We start from the raw sequence: 13,626 nt of genomic DNA on the forward strand, positions 1-13,626 counted from the left end.
CGTACGGCGCTCTGGCGCAAGTTCGCTGGTGAGTATTGCCAACTCCGGCAGGATTTCAAAGCGTCCAATACTCCCTGGGCACCAGTGCGCCCGTGCAAAGCCTGCCGTCCATGGCGCGACTGTACCCGCCCGCCCGTCAACGCCGGATGGGCGCATGTCAATGCGGTGCTAGCGGTGGTCTTCACAACACAGCCGCACGAATGCAGCGACTAGGCGCCGGCTCGGCGCCACCCATCGGCAGCCCTGGCGGCCCGGATCAGCTCGTCGCACAGATCGCGCAGTTCGGTCGCCGCGGCTCCTTCGTCGAGCGCGGTGACGACATCCTCGGCGGCGCATCGCACCTGGTAAACACGATCCGACAGATCGGCGGCGTCGTCGGCTGACAACACGACCGCATCGGCGGGCAGCGCCCTCACCTCACCCCGGGTCAGCATGGCGCGCTGCTCGTAAGCCCGCTGCCGGCAAGACTGCCGGCAATACCGGCGGCGACGGCCCATGCCGACGTCGGTCACGTCACGGCCACACCACCCGCACGGCTGCGGACGGGCACGACGAGTCATGCCTGCAGACATTAGTCCGCCCGGGTGTCCGATCCCGGTATCATTGATGGTCGCGCCGCGCGCGTCGCGTGCCGGGAACTACGCAGACGGCCGCAGCGTTTGCCAACCGGAGCCAGTCGCCAGTACGCAACCTACCAGCAGAGCCCAGGGCTCACAGGACCTAAAGGAGTAGCGCCCATGGCTGATCGTGTCCTGCGGGGCAGTCGCCTCGGAGCCGTGAGCTATGAGACCGACCGCAACCACGACCTGGCGCCGCGCCAGATCGCGCGGTACCGCACCGACAACGGCGAGGAGTTCGAAGTCCCGTTCGCCGATGACGCCGAGATCCCCGGCACCTGGTTGTGCCGCAACGGCATGGAAGGCACCCTGATCGAGGGCGACCTGCCCGAGCCGAAGAAGGTTAAGCCGCCCCGGACGCACTGGGACATGCTGCTGGAGCGCCGTTCCATCGAAGAACTCGAAGAGCTGCTCAAGGAGCGCCTCGAGCTCATTCGGTCACGTCGGCGCGGCTGACCCGGCGCGAAAGGCGTCCCTCGATGCCCCAGCGGGCGACTTTGACCAGCGCCTCACGAATGTTGGACCCGCTCATCTTGGACACACCGAGCTCGCGCTCGGCGAAGGTAATCGGCACCTCGGTGACGACGAACCCGTTGCTCACCGTGCGCCAGGTGAGATCGATCTGGAAGCAGTAGCCCTTGGAGTCCACGCCGTCCAGGTCAATCGCTTCGAGTGCTTCGCGGCGGTACGCGCGGTAGCCAGCGGTGATGTCATGGACCCCGATTCCGAGCGCCAGGCGCGAATAGGTGTTAGCGGTCTTGGACAGGACTAGCCGCCGCCAAGGCCAGTTTCGTACCGTCCCCCCCGCGACATAGCGCGAACCAATCGCAAGATCGGCACCAGCGTCGACGGCGTCCAGCAGGCGCTGCAGCTGTTCGGGCGCGTGGCTGCCGTCGGCATCCATCTCGACCAGCACCGAATACTCCCGGCTCAACCCCCAGGCGAAACCTGCCAGGTACGCCGCGCCCAAACCGTTCTTGGCGGTGCGGTGCATCACGTGGGTGCGGCCGGGATCGGCCTGCGCCAGCTCGTCGGCGAGCTGGCCGGTGCCGTCGGGGCTGCTGTCGTCGACGACCAGCACGTGCACGGCGGGGCATGCTTGCGTCAGCCGCCGGTGGATCACCGGAAGGTTCTCCCGCTCGTTGAACGTGGGAATGATCACCAGGACGCGCTGGCTGGGACGGTTACCCGGGGCTGGGGGCGCCGGCTGGCCGGTGGTCATGTAACTCCTCGATGTTGCTCTGTGTCGTCCGAAACCGGATGAGTGTCGGCCGCCCTGATCGGGCTGAATGAGTTCGTCGTCGGATTCACTCAGGGCCGGCGGACCGGAGGCCTCAGATCTGCCCGGGGGCGCATCGGAATCGGCAGATTCGCCCTTTGGCTCCGAGCGCCTCGGACGCGGGAACCACCCATTCTGCCGCATGGCGACGAGAACGACAGCTGCGGCTGCTCCGACGAGAATCCATTGCAGGATTGGACCCCATCGAGTTGCCGGTGTCAGCCTCGTCTTGAGGCGCACCTGGCTGTCCAGGTATGCGGGCTGGAAAAAGTCGGTCCGGATCAGCTCACCACCGTCTGGTGCTATCACCGCACTGATCCCAGTGGTACCGGCGACCACCACGTATCTGTCGTGCTCGACGGCCCGTACCTTGGCGAATGCCAACTGCTGCTCGCTCATTGTCTTGTTGAAGGTGGCGTTGTTGCTGGGCACGGTCAACAGCTGTGCGCCGCTGCGAACGGACTTCCGCGGGGCACGGTCGAAGATCACCTCCCAGCAGGTAGCCACCCCGACCGGTACCCCAGCGATGCGCACCACACCGGTGCCGTTGCGGGGCACGAAGTGGCCGGCGCGGTCGGCATAGCCGGAGAGGTGCCGAAACAACCACGGCATGGGCAGGTACTCGCCAAAGGGCTGCACAATTGCCTTGTCGTGGCGGTCGGACGGCCCGGTGACGGGATTCCAGACGATGGCCGTGTTGGTCCACTCCGGATTTTCACGAGGACGGCCCGGAACATCCATCAGGGTGCCGATCAGGATCGGCGCGCCGATCGCTTCGGCCGCTGCGGAGATCCGTTGCCCGGCGTCGGGGTTGACGAACGGGTCGATGTCCGACGAGTTCTCCGGCCAGATGACGAACTGGGGTTGCTGCGCCAGCCCCGCATGCACGTCGGCGGCCAGCCGCAACGTCTCCTCAACGTGGTTGTCTAGCACCGCTCGACGTTGCGCATTGAAGTCGAGACCGAGCCGGGGCACATTGCCCTGGACCACCGCGACGGTGACCGTGGGTTCGCCGCCCGATCCGCTGCCCGCATGCCGCACCTGCGGCCAGACGATAATGGCGGCGAACAAGACCAGGCATATACACGCGCCCGGCAGCACCACCGCCGGCGGCGCATCCCCCTGACCACCGGTTCGCCACCACTTCTCGATTTCCAGCGCGATCGCGGTCAAGCCGCATCCGACCAGCGCTACCCCCGTTGACAGCAGCGCCACACCGCCAAGCTGGACCAACGGCAACAGCGGGCCTTCGGCCTGACCGAAGGCGACCGACCCCCACGGAAATCCACCGAACGGAAGGATCGACTTCAACCACTCCTGCGCCGCCCACCCCACCGCGAACCAGATTGGCCAACCGGGCAACCGGCGTACCACGACGGCAAACACGCCGAAGATGCCGGGGAACAGCGCGCACGTCGTCGCCAGCGCCAACCAGGGCCCGGGGCCCACCAGCTCGCCGATCCACGGCAACAACGAGACGTAGAACACCAGGCCGAACAGGAAGCCGTAGCCCAGCCCACCCACCGGTGTCGTCGCGCGGTGGGTCAGCACCCAGGCCAGCAATGCGAGCGCGACCACCGCCGCCCACCACCAGTTGCGCGGCGGGAAGCTGGCATACAACAGCAGACCGGCCACGATGCTGACCACCAGGCGCGTCAGCCGCGGCCGCACCGCAGTCCGTGTGGTGGGCAGCTGCGCTGCCACCCAGGCGCCAAGCCCCACCAGGCGCCGGCGGGCCGCGGCGCCGAGCCGGGCAGCCGCGCTCGGCGCGTCGGGGCCTTCCGCCGGCTCGGCCGACAGTTCGATTTCTGGATCGGCGGGGCTCTCCGGGCCGGTCTCGGCGAACTCAGCGGGCCGCGCCTTCCGGCCGAACCATTCCCTAGCCATAGATGACCGCACCTCGATGCACGGTTTGGCGGCAACGCGGCAAGGCGTCGGTCGGGCCCAGCCGCGGCAATGCGGGTACCCGGGAGCGCGGGTCGGTAGACCAGCGCTGGACTGCGTCGCGCGGTGCGTCGACGTCAAAGTCCCCGGCGTCCCATATCGCGTAGGAGGCGGGCGCGCCGGGCACCAGGGTGCCGATCCGACCGTCTCGAACACCACCGGCCCGCCAGCCGCCGCGGGTCGCGGCAGCAAACGCCGCCCGCGCCGATACCCCGCTGCCCGGCGTGCGGTGATTGACCGCCGCGCGCACGCTGGCCCAGGGATCAAAGCCCGTGACGGGCGCGTCGGAGCCAAGCGCGAGGGGCACGCCTTGGGATGCTAACAGCGCCAGCGGGTTGAGTTCGCTGCCTCGCTGGGCGCCCAGGCGGCGGGCGTACATGCCGTCGCCACCGCCCCACAGCTCATCGAAGTTGGGCTGCACACTGGCGATGACCCCCCAAGCGCCCAGCTTCGCGGCCTGGTCCGCGGTGACCATCTCCACATGCTCGAGGCGGTGGCCGCAGCGGGCGACGGCAACCACGCCGAGATCTGCCACCACCCGTTCGAAGGCGGCGACTGCGGCCGACACCGCAGCGTCGCCGATGACGTGGAAGCCGGCGGTCACTTCGGCCTTGGTGCATGCTCGTACGTGCGCTTCGATGCCGTCTACGTCAAGGTGGCAGGTGCCGATGCAGTCGGGGGCGTCCGCGTAGGGCTCGTGCAGCCAGGCGGTGCGCGACCCGAGCGCTCCGTCGACGAACAAATCACCGGCCAGCCCTCGAGCCCCGGTCTCGGTCACCAGGTCACGGGCCTGGGCTGGCGTGGCCACGGCCTCACCCCAGTACCCGATCACCTCGACTCCGTGCTCGAGGGCACGCAGCTGCAACCAGTCGTCGAGCCCGCCGATTTCCGGACCGGCGCATTCGTGCACGGCGACGACGCCGGCCGCGGCTATGGCCTGCAGCGCCACGGCCCGGGCGTCGGCAAGCTGGACGTCGGTCAAGAGGTAGCGTGCGGCGGCCCGGGCTAGGTGGTGGGCATCACCGGTCAGCGGCCGCTGGGCCGTGTAACCGGTTGCCGCCGCCAGCTCGGGGACCAGCCGCCGCAGTCCGGAGGAGACCAACGCGGAGTGCGAGTCGATCCTGGCCAGGTAGGCGGGACAGTCACCGAGAACCGCGTCTAGGTCGGCGGTGCTGGGCGCAGCATTCTCCGGCCAGGCCGACTCATCCCAACCGTGACCCCACAGCGGCTGACCCGGATGGTCGGCCGCATAGTCGGCGACCATCCGTAGGCACTGCGCGCGTGAGGTCGCGGGCCGCAAGTCCAGCCCGCTGAGCATCAGACCGGTCGCGGTCAGGTGGATGTGGCTGTCCACGAACCCCGGCGCCACGAATCGGCCGTCGAGATCCTGCACGTCAGCGTCTGGGAACTGGTCGCGGCCGACGTCGTCGCTGCCCAACCAGGCGACGACATCGCCGCGCACCGCCATCGCGGTGGCTTCGGGGTGGGTGGGGCTGTACACCCGGCCGTTGACCAGGAGTTTGACGGGAATCTGGCTCACACCGCTAATTCGACCCCGGCGATGGAGGTTCTGCGGCTACCCGAGGGGGCTGAAGGGTCAACGGCTCGACATCTATGACGTCGATGACCTCGCCATCAATAAAGTCCGGGTCGGTGCCGCTCTCGCCGAAGGCCCCGGCCATGTTGGCCGCCGCATCGGCCGTCAGTGGCACGTTCCGCAGGAAACCGCGCACGGCGATCGCGGTCAGCCCGGGTCGAGCGAGCGCCCGGATCGGCGGCACCAGCAGCAACAGCCCCATCGTCGTGGTGACCAGACCAGGAACAAGCACCAAGACCGAGGCAACGGTGACCAGCGCGCCGTCACTCAGTGCGCTTCGTGGTTCCGCCAAGCCGGATCGCAACCACAGGAGCCGTCGGCCGAGCTGCCAGCCACCGAGCGGCGCCAGCAGACCGAACCCGAGGACGAACGTCGCCAGCAACACCAGCAAAGTCCAGCCAAACCCGATCGTCGCCGCCAGCGCGAAAACCACCGCGAGCTCGACGACGGCGTAGCTGAGCAGCAGCCGCGACACCACGTGACGCCAACGTCTGCGGGCTAGGCCCGAGTTCCTCGGGGGCGGACATCGAGGCTGCAGTTAGATGACGCTATGACAACGATAGAGATCGACGCTCCCGCCGGACCCATTGATGCGCTGCTGGGCCTTCCCCCCGGCCAGGGCCCGTGGCCGGGTGTGGTGGTGGTGCACGACGCGGTCGGGTATGTCCCCGACAATAAGTTGATTTCCGAGCGTATCGCCCGGGCAGGCTATGTGGTGCTCACCCCGAACATGTACGCCCGAGGCGGCCGCGCCCGATGTATCACCCGAGTCTTTCGCGAGCTGTTAACGAAGCGGGGCCGCGCGCTCGATGACATCCTGGCCGCCCGCGATCACCTGCTGGCCATGCCAGAATGCTCCGGTCGGGTTGGCATTGTGGGCTTTTGCATGGGCGGTCAGTTTGCGCTTGTCTTGTCGCCCAGAGGTTTTGGCGCCACCGCGCCCTTTTACGGCACTCCACTGCCGCGCCACCTCAGCGAGACGCTAAACGAGGCATGCCCGATCGTCGCCAGCTTCGGCACCCGCGACCCGCTGGGTATCGGCGCAGCCAATCGACTACGTAAAGTGACCGCGGCCAAAAACATCCCCGCCGATATCAAGTCCTACCCGGGCGCCGGGCACAGCTTCGCGAACAAACTGCCCGGTCAGCCGCTGGTGCGCATCGCGGGATTCGGCTACAACGAGGCCGCGACCGAAGACGCGTGGCGTCGGGTCTTTGAGTTCTTCGGCCAGCACTTGCGCGCCGGCTCGCCTGGTGAGCCTTAGGTACGACTTCGACTCCCCGCGGATGCCGATGACCTTGTCCCGTCGGAGGGCGGCGGGGCTGTCATGTCCGCGTGCACCCCGAAGGCGAGATGAACATGATTGTCATCATGAAGTAGTGGGCCACAGCTGCGGGTGTCAGCTAGCGAAAAATGCGCGCGGCGCCCTCTTCGTTGCCTGACGTGTGCGGCGCGCCGACATGGGTTTGGCGAGCATGGCCTCGGTAAGTTCCCCGGCTTGCCGGATACGGGTCATGGGCACAGTGCGGCGCGTCGCTGCCTGTCCTGGCCCGGGTAGGGCAGTGTCGGCGGCATCTCGCGGGCGTTCTTGATCGCCTGGGCGACTTGGCGTTGCTGCTGGACTGTCAGGCCGGTCACTCCCCGGGAGCGAATCTTGCCTCGGTCAGAGATGAACACCCGCAATGTTGCGGTGTCTTTGTAATCGACGCTCTCGACGCCGAGGCTATCGAGCAGGTTTTTCTTCGCCTTCGTCGGGCCCTTTCGCGCGGATTTGGCGGCCATCTACCAGCTGGCCTTCCGGACACCGGGCAGGTGTCCGTCGTGGGCCAGTTGGCGGACCCGCACACGGGAGAGCCCGAATTTGCGGAGATGTCCGCGCGGCCGGCCGTCGATGGCATCGCGGTTGCGTAACCGCACGGGACTGGCGTCGCGGGGCTGGCGGGCAAGGGCTCGCTGGGCGGTACTGCGCTGTTCGGGGGCGCTCGATGGGGATCGGATGATGTCTTTGAGCGCGGTGCGACGCGATGCGTAACGGGCGACGGTGGCCGCCCGCCGCTGATTCTTGACGATCTTGGACTTCTTGGCCACGTCAGCGTTCCTCGCGAAAGTCCACGTGACGCCGCAGGATCGGGTCGTATTTGCGCAAGATGAGACGGTCGGGGTCATTACGGCGGTTCTTGCGGGTGGTGTAGGTGTAGCCGGTGCCCGCCGTGGAACGCAGCTTCACAATCGGCCGGATGTCGGTGCGCGCCATCAGATCCGCTGCCCCTGGCGACGCAGGCGGGCCACGACCGCTTCGATACCGTCGCGGTCGATGACCTTTATACCCTTTGTGGACACCCGCAGCCGAATGCGACGGCCCTCGGAGGGCAGGTAATACGTTCGTTGCTGAATGTTGGGCGACCATCGCCGACGGCTTCGGCGATGGGAGTGCGAGACGGTGTTTCCAAATCCCGGCTTGCGGCCGGTGACTTGGCAGTGGGCGGACAAGGGGCACCCTTCCTTCGAAGCTCCGCTTATTGAAAATCATTTTCGACAACAGCTAGGTGGCACTGTACCGTCGACGTCGCAATAATGAAAACTGTTGTCGATAAGGAGGACGGTGGCCACCCCGGTGATCCTTGTCACCGGACACGAGGGCACCGCCGCCGTGACCGCTGACCTGCTGGGCCTGCTCACCGATCACGGCACTGCGACACTTCGGTCAGTGGCACCAGGATCCGTGCGGCGAGACGATCCCCGCCCACGGTGTCACCGCCGAGAACAACGACGACGACACCGGGCATCCATGAAATCCGCCATCCATCCCGACCACCACCCCCGTCGTCTTCCACGGTGCCCGATCCTCCGCCGCGACCAAGTTGTACTGGAAATGATTGTCATTACGATGGTCGGGCGGCCGAGCGGGCCGGGCGAAAGGAAATGGGATGTGTGGGGCAGCGTGGCACGCGCGGTCACCGGCGGGCATGTACCCGTCAAATCCATCCTCACCGGCGCCCATGCCGACCCGCATTCGTACCAGGCCAGCCCCGCGGACGCCGCCGCGATCGTCGACGCGGAGCTGGTGATTTACAACGGCGGCGGGTACGACCCGTGGGTCGACCAGGTGTTGGCCGGCCATCCTGGTGTCCAGGCGGTCGATGCCTACTCGCTGCTCGGCGCCGTGGGCGACGACGACGCGCCCAACGAACACGTCTTCTACGACCCCAATGTCGCCAAGGCGGTCGCGGCAACGATCGCCGACCGGTTGGCGGACCTCGACCCGTCCAATTCCGGGAACTATCGAGCGAACGCCGCCGAGTTCAGCCGCGGCGCCGACGCGATCGCAATTTCCGAACACGCGATCGCCACCACCTATCCCGACGCCGCGGTCATCGCGACCGAACCCGTCGTGCACTACCTGCTGGCGGCAGCCGGCCTGAAAAATCGAACCCCGGCTACCTTCATCGCGGCCAACGAAAACGGCAACGACCCCACCCCGGCCGATATGGCGGCCGTGCTCGACATGATCGCCGGCCGTGAGGTCGCGGCGTTGCTGGTTAACCCGCAGACACCTACCGCGGCGACCGACGAACTGCAGGTGGCCGCCCGGCGGGCAGGAGTGCCAATCACCGAGGTGACCGAGACCTTGCCCAGCGGAACCGACCGGGACCAGTTTTGCGCTGCTGACCGGCCAGATCGTCGGGGTCGGTCAATCCGGGCTGACCATGCTGACCGTGGTTTGTCTGCTCGTGGTCACCGTGTTGGCGATCTGCTACCGACCGCTCTTGTTTGCCACCGTCGATCCGGAGGTCGCGGCCGCCCGCGGCGTGCCAGTGCGCGCCCTGGGAATTGTGTTCGCCGCACTGATGGGCGTGGTAGCCGCCCAGGCTGTCCAGATCGTCGGGGCACTCCTCGTGATGTCTTTGCTGATCACCCCCGCCGCGGCGGCCGCCCGGGTCGTGGTTGCCCCGGTCGCCGCGATCGCGACCTCGGTGGTCTTCGCCGAGGTTTCCGCCGTCGGCGGCATCCTGCTGTCGCTGGCGCCTGGAGTCCCGGTGTCGGTGTTCGTGGCCACCATCTCGTTTGTGATCTACCTGATTTGCTGGTTGCTCCGGCGGCGCCGCTAACTAGCCGGTCTCGCTTTCGGCCACTTTGAGCTCTAGGCCAATGTTGTTCCGCATGCCGCCGCGCAGCTTACTGACGAAGGTGAACAGCTTGCCCTGGATGCCGTAGCGCTTGACGATCGCGTCGTAGACGGCGCCCGTTTGGGATTCGTCGAGGATGGCCGCGGTGGCTTCGACGGCCTCGCTGGTCGGCCGGCCGCGCAAGGTGCAGGTCGCCAGCGTCACCCGCGGCGTGTTGCGGATCCGCTTGACCTTCCACGATTTCTTCTCGGTGATGACCAGCAGTCGATCCCCGCGGTCGGTGTCCAAGGCGGCCCAGATGGGAACCGGCTTGGGCCGGCCGTCCTTGGTGAAGGTGGTCAGCAGCAGGTACTGCGCCTCGGCAAGGTCAGAAAAGGTAGGGGTCACGGGTGCCAACCTACCGCGCGAGCAGACGCAGAATCGCACTGCGCGGGGTCCCGCGCATGCGATTCTGCGTCTGCTCGCCGTACTCAGGCTTCCAGGTCGCCCTCGGTTTCCAGCAGCACCTGGCGCAACCCGTCCAGGGTTTCCGGTGCCGGCTGTGCCCACAGGCCGCGACCGGCCGCTTCCAACAGCCGTTCGGCCATGCCGTGCAGCGCCCACGGGTTGGACTCGGTCATGAACGTGCGGTTCTGCGCGTCCAGGACGTAACGCTGCGTGAGCTGCTCGTACATCCAGTCCGCCATCACCCCGGCGGTGGCGTCATAACCGAACAGATAGTCGACGGTGGCCGCCATCTCGAATGCGCCCTTGTAGCCGTGCCGGCGCATCGCGGCCATCCACCTCGGATTGACCACGCGGGCGCGAAACACCCGCGTGGTCTCCTCCGACAGCGTGCGGGTGCGGATCGCGTCGGGTCGGGTGTTGTCGCCGATATAGGCGGCCGGTGCTTGGCCCGTGAGCGCCCGCACGGTGGCCACCATGCCGCCGTGATACTGGAAGTAGTCGTCGGAGTCGGCGATGTCGTGTTCACGGGTGTCGGTATTCTTGGCGGCCACCGCAATACGCCGGTACTGGCGGTTCATGTCGTCGATCGCCTCGCGGCCATCCAGGTCGCGCCCGTAGGCGAATCCGCCCCAGGCGGTGTACACCTGGGCGAGGTCGGCGTCGTCGCGCCAGCTGCGGCTGTCGATCAGCTGCAGCAGCCCGGCGCCGTAGGTTCCCGGTTTGGATCCGAAAATCCTTGTGGTGGCTCGCCGTTGATCTCCGTGGTGGGCCAGATCCGCTTGGGCGTGCGCGCGCACGTAGTTGTCCTCGGCGGCCTCGTCGAGGTCGGCGACCAACCGCACCGCGTCATCGAGCATGGTCACCACATGCGGGAAGGCATCACGGAAAAAGCCGGAGATCCGTACCGTCACGTCGATGCGCGGGCGGCCCAGCTCGGCCGGCTGCATGGGCGCCAGGTCGATGACCCGCCGCGAGGCGTCGTCCCATACCGGCCGAACCCCCAGCAGCGCAAGCACTTCGGCGATGTCGTCGCCGGCCGTGCGCATCGCCGAGGTGCCCCACACCGACAGCCCCACCGACCGCGGCCACCGCCCATGCTCATCGCGGTAGCGCGCCAGCAGCGAATCGGCCAGTGCCACACCGGCTTCCCACGCCAGCCGGGACGGCACCGCCTTGGGATCCACGGAGTAGAAGTTGCGCCCGGTGGGTAGCACGTTGACCAGGCCGCGCAGCGGCGACCCCGACGGCCCGGCCGGGATGAACCGGCCGTCCAAAGCTCTTAGCACCTGCTCGATTTCGGTTGCGGTGCCAGCCAACCGGGGTATCACTTCGGTGGCGGCGAACCGCAGCACCGCGGCGGCGTCGGCGTTGCCGGTGAGTCGGTCGGCGGCGGAGGGGTCCCAGCCGGTGGCCTGCAGGGCCGCGACCAGTTCGCGGGCTTTCGCCTCGGTCTGGTCGACTGTCGCGCGTTCGTCGGTGCCATCCTCGGCCAGGCCGAGTGCCTGCCGCAGGCCGGGGATCGCGTGCGCGCCGCCGAACAGCTGGCGGGCCCGCAAGATGGCCAGCACCAGGTCGAGTTCTTGCTCCCCCGTTGGGTTTTGCCCGAGGATGTGCAGCCCGTCGCGGATCTGGACGTCCTTGATCTCGCACAGCCAGCCGTCGACGTGTAGCAGCATGTCGTCGAACGAGTCCTCTTCCGGGCGTTCGGTCAGTCCCAGGTCGTGGTCCATCTTGGCGGCGCGGATCAGCGTCCAGATCTGCTGGCGGATGGCGGGCAGCTTGCCGGGATCCAGCGCGGCGACGCTGGCATGCTCGTCGAGCAACTGTTCCAAACGCGCGATGTCGCCGTAGGTTTCGGCGCGGGCCATCGGAGGAATCAAATGGTCGACTAGCACCGCGTGCGCGCGCCGCTTGGCCTGGGTGCCCTCGCCGGGGTCGTTAACCAGAAACGGGTAGATCAGCGGCAGATCGCCCAGCGCGGCGTCGGGTCCGCAGGACGCCGACATGCCCAGCGTCTTTCCCGGCAACCATTCCAGGTTGCCGTGCTTGCCCAAATGCACCACGGCGTGCGCCCCGAAACCGTTCGAGAATCCGGTATCGAGCCAGCGGTAGGCGGCCAGGTAGTGGTGGCTGGGCGGCAGGTCCGGGTCGTGGTAGATCGCCACCGGGTTCTCCCCGAAGCCGCGCGGCGGCTGAACCATGAGCACCAGGTTGCCCGCTCGCAGTGCGGCGATGACGATCTCGCCGTCCGGGTCGTGGCTACGGTCGACGAACAGCTCACCGGGTGGCGGGCCCCAGTACGCTGTTACCACGTCTGTCAGTTCGGCGGGCAGGGTGGCGAACCAGTCCCGATACTCCTTGGCCGACACCCGGATGGGGTTGCCGGCCAGCTGGCCTTCGGTGAGCCAGTCGGGGTCGTGTCCGCCGCATTCGATCAACGCGTGAATCAGCGCGTCGCCGTCGTTTGATTCGACACCCGGCAGATCACCCACCCGATATCCGCGCTGCCGCATCGCTTGCAGCAAGGCCACCGCGCTGGCCGGGGTGTCCAGGCCCACCGCGTTGCCGATGCGGGCGTGTTTGGTCGGGTAGGCCGAGAACACCAGGGCCACCCGCTTGTCGGCGGGGGCGACCTGGCGCAGCCGTGCGTGCCGGACCGCCAGGCCCGCGACCCGGGCGCAGCGCTCCGGGTCGGCCACATAGGAGATCAGCCCGTCGTCGTCAATCTCCTTGAACGAGAACGGAACCGTGATGATGCGGCCGTCGAACTCGGGCACCGCCACCTGGCTGGCCACGTCCAGCGGCGACAGGCCGTCGTCGTTGGCGCACCACTGATCCCGCGGGCTAGTCAAACACAGGCCTTGCAGGATCGGGATGTCCAGCGCCGCCAGGTGCTCAACGTTCCAGCTGTCATCGTCGCCGCCGGCCGAGGCGGCGGCCGGCTTGACTCCCCCGGCGGCCAGCACGGTGACCACCATGGCGTCGGCGCCGCCGAGCCTTTCCAGCAGCCGCGGCTCGGCGGTGCGCAGCGACGCGCAGTAGAGCGGCAGCGGGCGTCCGCCGGCGTCTTCGATCGCCCGGCACAGCGCCTCGACGTAGCCGGTGTTGCCGGCCAGGTGCTGGGCACGGTAGTAGAGCACCGCGATCGTCGGGCCGGTCTTGCCGGCGTCCCGGCGCTCTAGCACCCCCCAGGTCGGGGTGGCGACCGGCGGCGTGAACCCGAAGCCGGTCATCAGCACGGTGTCGCACAGGAAGGCGTGCAACTCGCGCAGGTTGTCGACGCCGCCGTGGGCCAGGTAGATGTGGGCCTGCAGCGCGGTGCCGGCCGCGACCGTGGAGCGGTCGGTCAACTCGGCATCGGCGGCCTGCTCTCCGCTGACCAGTACGGCCGGTACCCCGCCGGCGATCACCGTGTCGATTCCGCTCTGCCAGGCGCGGTAGCCGCCGAGAATCCGGATCACCACGATCGACGCTTCGGCCAGCAGGTCGGGCAGTTCCAGGTCAGACAGCCGCGAGGGATTCGCCCACCGATAGTTCTTGCCGCTGGACCGGGCGCTAATCAGGTCGGTGTCGGACGTCGACAACAGCAGAACGGTCGGTTCCGGCACCAATTCT

13 protein-coding genes and 1 pseudogene are annotated in these 13,626 nt (G+C 67.7%); 4 read left to right on the forward strand and 10 right to left on the reverse strand.

Annotation, left to right across the window (positions count from 1 at the left end; all coding sequences use genetic code 11):
• Nucleotides 1–209: 209 nt before the first annotated feature.
• Nucleotides 210–560, reverse strand: a complete 351-nt coding sequence (locus MCAN_RS23135; protein WP_003912718.1) for a hypothetical protein — start codon at nt 558–560, stop codon at nt 210–212.
• Between the two features lie 177 nt (nt 561–737).
• Here MCAN_RS23135 and rbpA point away from each other — a divergent pair, with 177 nt between their 5' ends.
• Nucleotides 738–1,073 carry an RNA polymerase-binding protein RbpA gene (gene rbpA / locus MCAN_RS10825; protein WP_003410601.1) on the forward strand — a complete coding sequence of 112 codons (336 nt, stop codon included), beginning with the start codon at nt 738–740 and terminating at the stop codon, nt 1,071–1,073.
• Here the strand turns inward: rbpA and lnt are convergent.
• From lnt to MCAN_RS10845, 3 genes are all read right to left on the reverse strand, one after another.
• On the reverse strand, nt 1,048–3,618 hold the full coding sequence (lnt, locus tag MCAN_RS21485) for an apolipoprotein N-acyltransferase (RefSeq protein ID WP_014001098.1): 2,571 nt from the start codon (nt 3,616–3,618) through the stop codon (nt 1,048–1,050). The two genes, rbpA and lnt, sit on opposite strands and share 26 nt — an antisense overlap.
• Before the next feature lie 157 nt (nt 3,619–3,775).
• Nucleotides 3,776–5,380 (reverse strand): amidohydrolase, encoded by a 1,605-nt coding sequence (locus tag MCAN_RS10840; protein WP_014001099.1) that lies wholly within the window; start codon nt 5,378–5,380, stop codon nt 3,776–3,778.
• 4 nt (nt 5,381–5,384) lie between these two features.
• Nucleotides 5,385–5,912: an FxsA family protein gene (locus MCAN_RS10845; protein WP_003410608.1), complete on the reverse strand. Its 528-nt coding sequence runs from the start codon at nt 5,910–5,912 to the stop codon at nt 5,385–5,387.
• Nucleotides 5,913–5,987: 75 nt separating this feature from the next.
• Here MCAN_RS10845 and MCAN_RS10850 point away from each other — a divergent pair, with 75 nt between their 5' ends.
• Complete coding sequence (locus MCAN_RS10850; protein ID WP_014001100.1) at nt 5,988–6,701, forward strand: dienelactone hydrolase family protein; 714 nt, start codon at nt 5,988–5,990, stop codon at nt 6,699–6,701.
• Nucleotides 6,702–6,949: 248 nt separating this feature from the next.
• Here MCAN_RS10850 and rpsR read toward each other — a convergent pair whose 3' ends face one another.
• From rpsR to rpmB, 4 genes are read right to left on the reverse strand one after another with little or no spacing between them, the layout of a single operon-like run.
• Nucleotides 6,950–7,219: a 30S ribosomal protein S18 gene (rpsR, locus tag MCAN_RS10855; protein WP_014001101.1), complete on the reverse strand. Its 270-nt coding sequence runs from the start codon at nt 7,217–7,219 to the stop codon at nt 6,950–6,952.
• Nucleotides 7,220–7,525: a 30S ribosomal protein S14 gene (gene rpsN, locus MCAN_RS10860; protein WP_003410624.1), complete on the reverse strand. Its 306-nt coding sequence runs from the start codon at nt 7,523–7,525 to the stop codon at nt 7,220–7,222. It lies immediately after the preceding gene.
• Nucleotide 7,526: 1 nt separating this feature from the next.
• Nucleotides 7,527–7,691, reverse strand: coding sequence for a 50S ribosomal protein L33 (rpmG, locus tag MCAN_RS10865; protein WP_003410628.1), 165 nt, complete (start codon nt 7,689–7,691; stop codon nt 7,527–7,529).
• Nucleotides 7,691–7,927 carry a 50S ribosomal protein L28 gene (rpmB, locus tag MCAN_RS10870; RefSeq protein ID WP_003410631.1) on the reverse strand — a complete coding sequence of 79 codons (237 nt, stop codon included), beginning with the start codon at nt 7,925–7,927 and terminating at the stop codon, nt 7,691–7,693. The genes rpmG and rpmB overlap by 1 nt, the downstream gene beginning before the upstream one ends.
• A gap of 397 nt (nt 7,928–8,324) precedes the next feature.
• Here rpmB and MCAN_RS23560 point away from each other — a divergent pair.
• Both MCAN_RS23560 and MCAN_RS23565 read left to right on the forward strand, forming a co-directional pair.
• Nucleotides 8,325–9,017 (forward strand): annotated as a pseudogene (locus tag MCAN_RS23560) (metal ABC transporter solute-binding protein, Zn/Mn family); the annotation flags it as partial.
• A gap of 136 nt (nt 9,018–9,153) precedes the next feature.
• Entirely contained in the window at nt 9,154–9,546 is a 393-nt protein-coding gene (locus tag MCAN_RS23565; protein WP_229303073.1) for a metal ABC transporter permease, read from the forward strand.
• Here MCAN_RS23565 and MCAN_RS10885 read toward each other — a convergent pair whose 3' ends face one another.
• Both MCAN_RS10885 and cobN read right to left on the reverse strand, forming a co-directional pair.
• Nucleotides 9,547–9,951, reverse strand: a complete 405-nt coding sequence (locus MCAN_RS10885; RefSeq protein ID WP_003410645.1) for a PPOX class F420-dependent oxidoreductase — start codon at nt 9,949–9,951, stop codon at nt 9,547–9,549. It lies immediately after the preceding gene.
• Between the two features lie 83 nt (nt 9,952–10,034).
• Nucleotides 10,035–13,619: a cobaltochelatase subunit CobN gene (gene cobN / locus MCAN_RS10890; protein ID WP_014001103.1), complete on the reverse strand. Its 3,585-nt coding sequence runs from the start codon at nt 13,617–13,619 to the stop codon at nt 10,035–10,037.
• Between the last annotated feature and the right edge of the window lie 7 nt (nt 13,620–13,626).

Origin of the sequence: Mycobacterium canetti CIPT 140010059, assembly GCF_000253375.1 — a bacterium.
Taxonomy (GTDB): Bacteria; Actinomycetota; Actinomycetes; order Mycobacteriales; family Mycobacteriaceae; genus Mycobacterium; species Mycobacterium tuberculosis.

Excerpts from the sequence above, each read along its gene's own strand:
- rpmG (WP_003410628.1), bottom strand. The coding sequence starts at position 7,691 with ATGGCGCGCACCGACATCCGGCCGATTGTGAAGCTGCGTTCCACGGCG.
- rbpA (WP_003410601.1), top strand. The coding sequence starts at position 738 with ATGGCTGATCGTGTCCTGCGGGGCAGTCGCCTCGGAGCCGTGAGCTAT.
- MCAN_RS10850 (WP_014001100.1), top strand. The coding sequence starts at position 5,988 with ATGACAACGATAGAGATCGACGCTCCCGCCGGACCCATTGATGCGCTG.
- MCAN_RS23135 (WP_003912718.1), bottom strand. The coding sequence starts at position 560 with ATGACTCGTCGTGCCCGTCCGCAGCCGTGCGGGTGGTGTGGCCGTGAC.
- rpsR (WP_014001101.1), bottom strand. The coding sequence starts at position 7,219 with ATGGCCGCCAAATCCGCGCGAAAGGGCCCGACGAAGGCGAAGAAAAAC.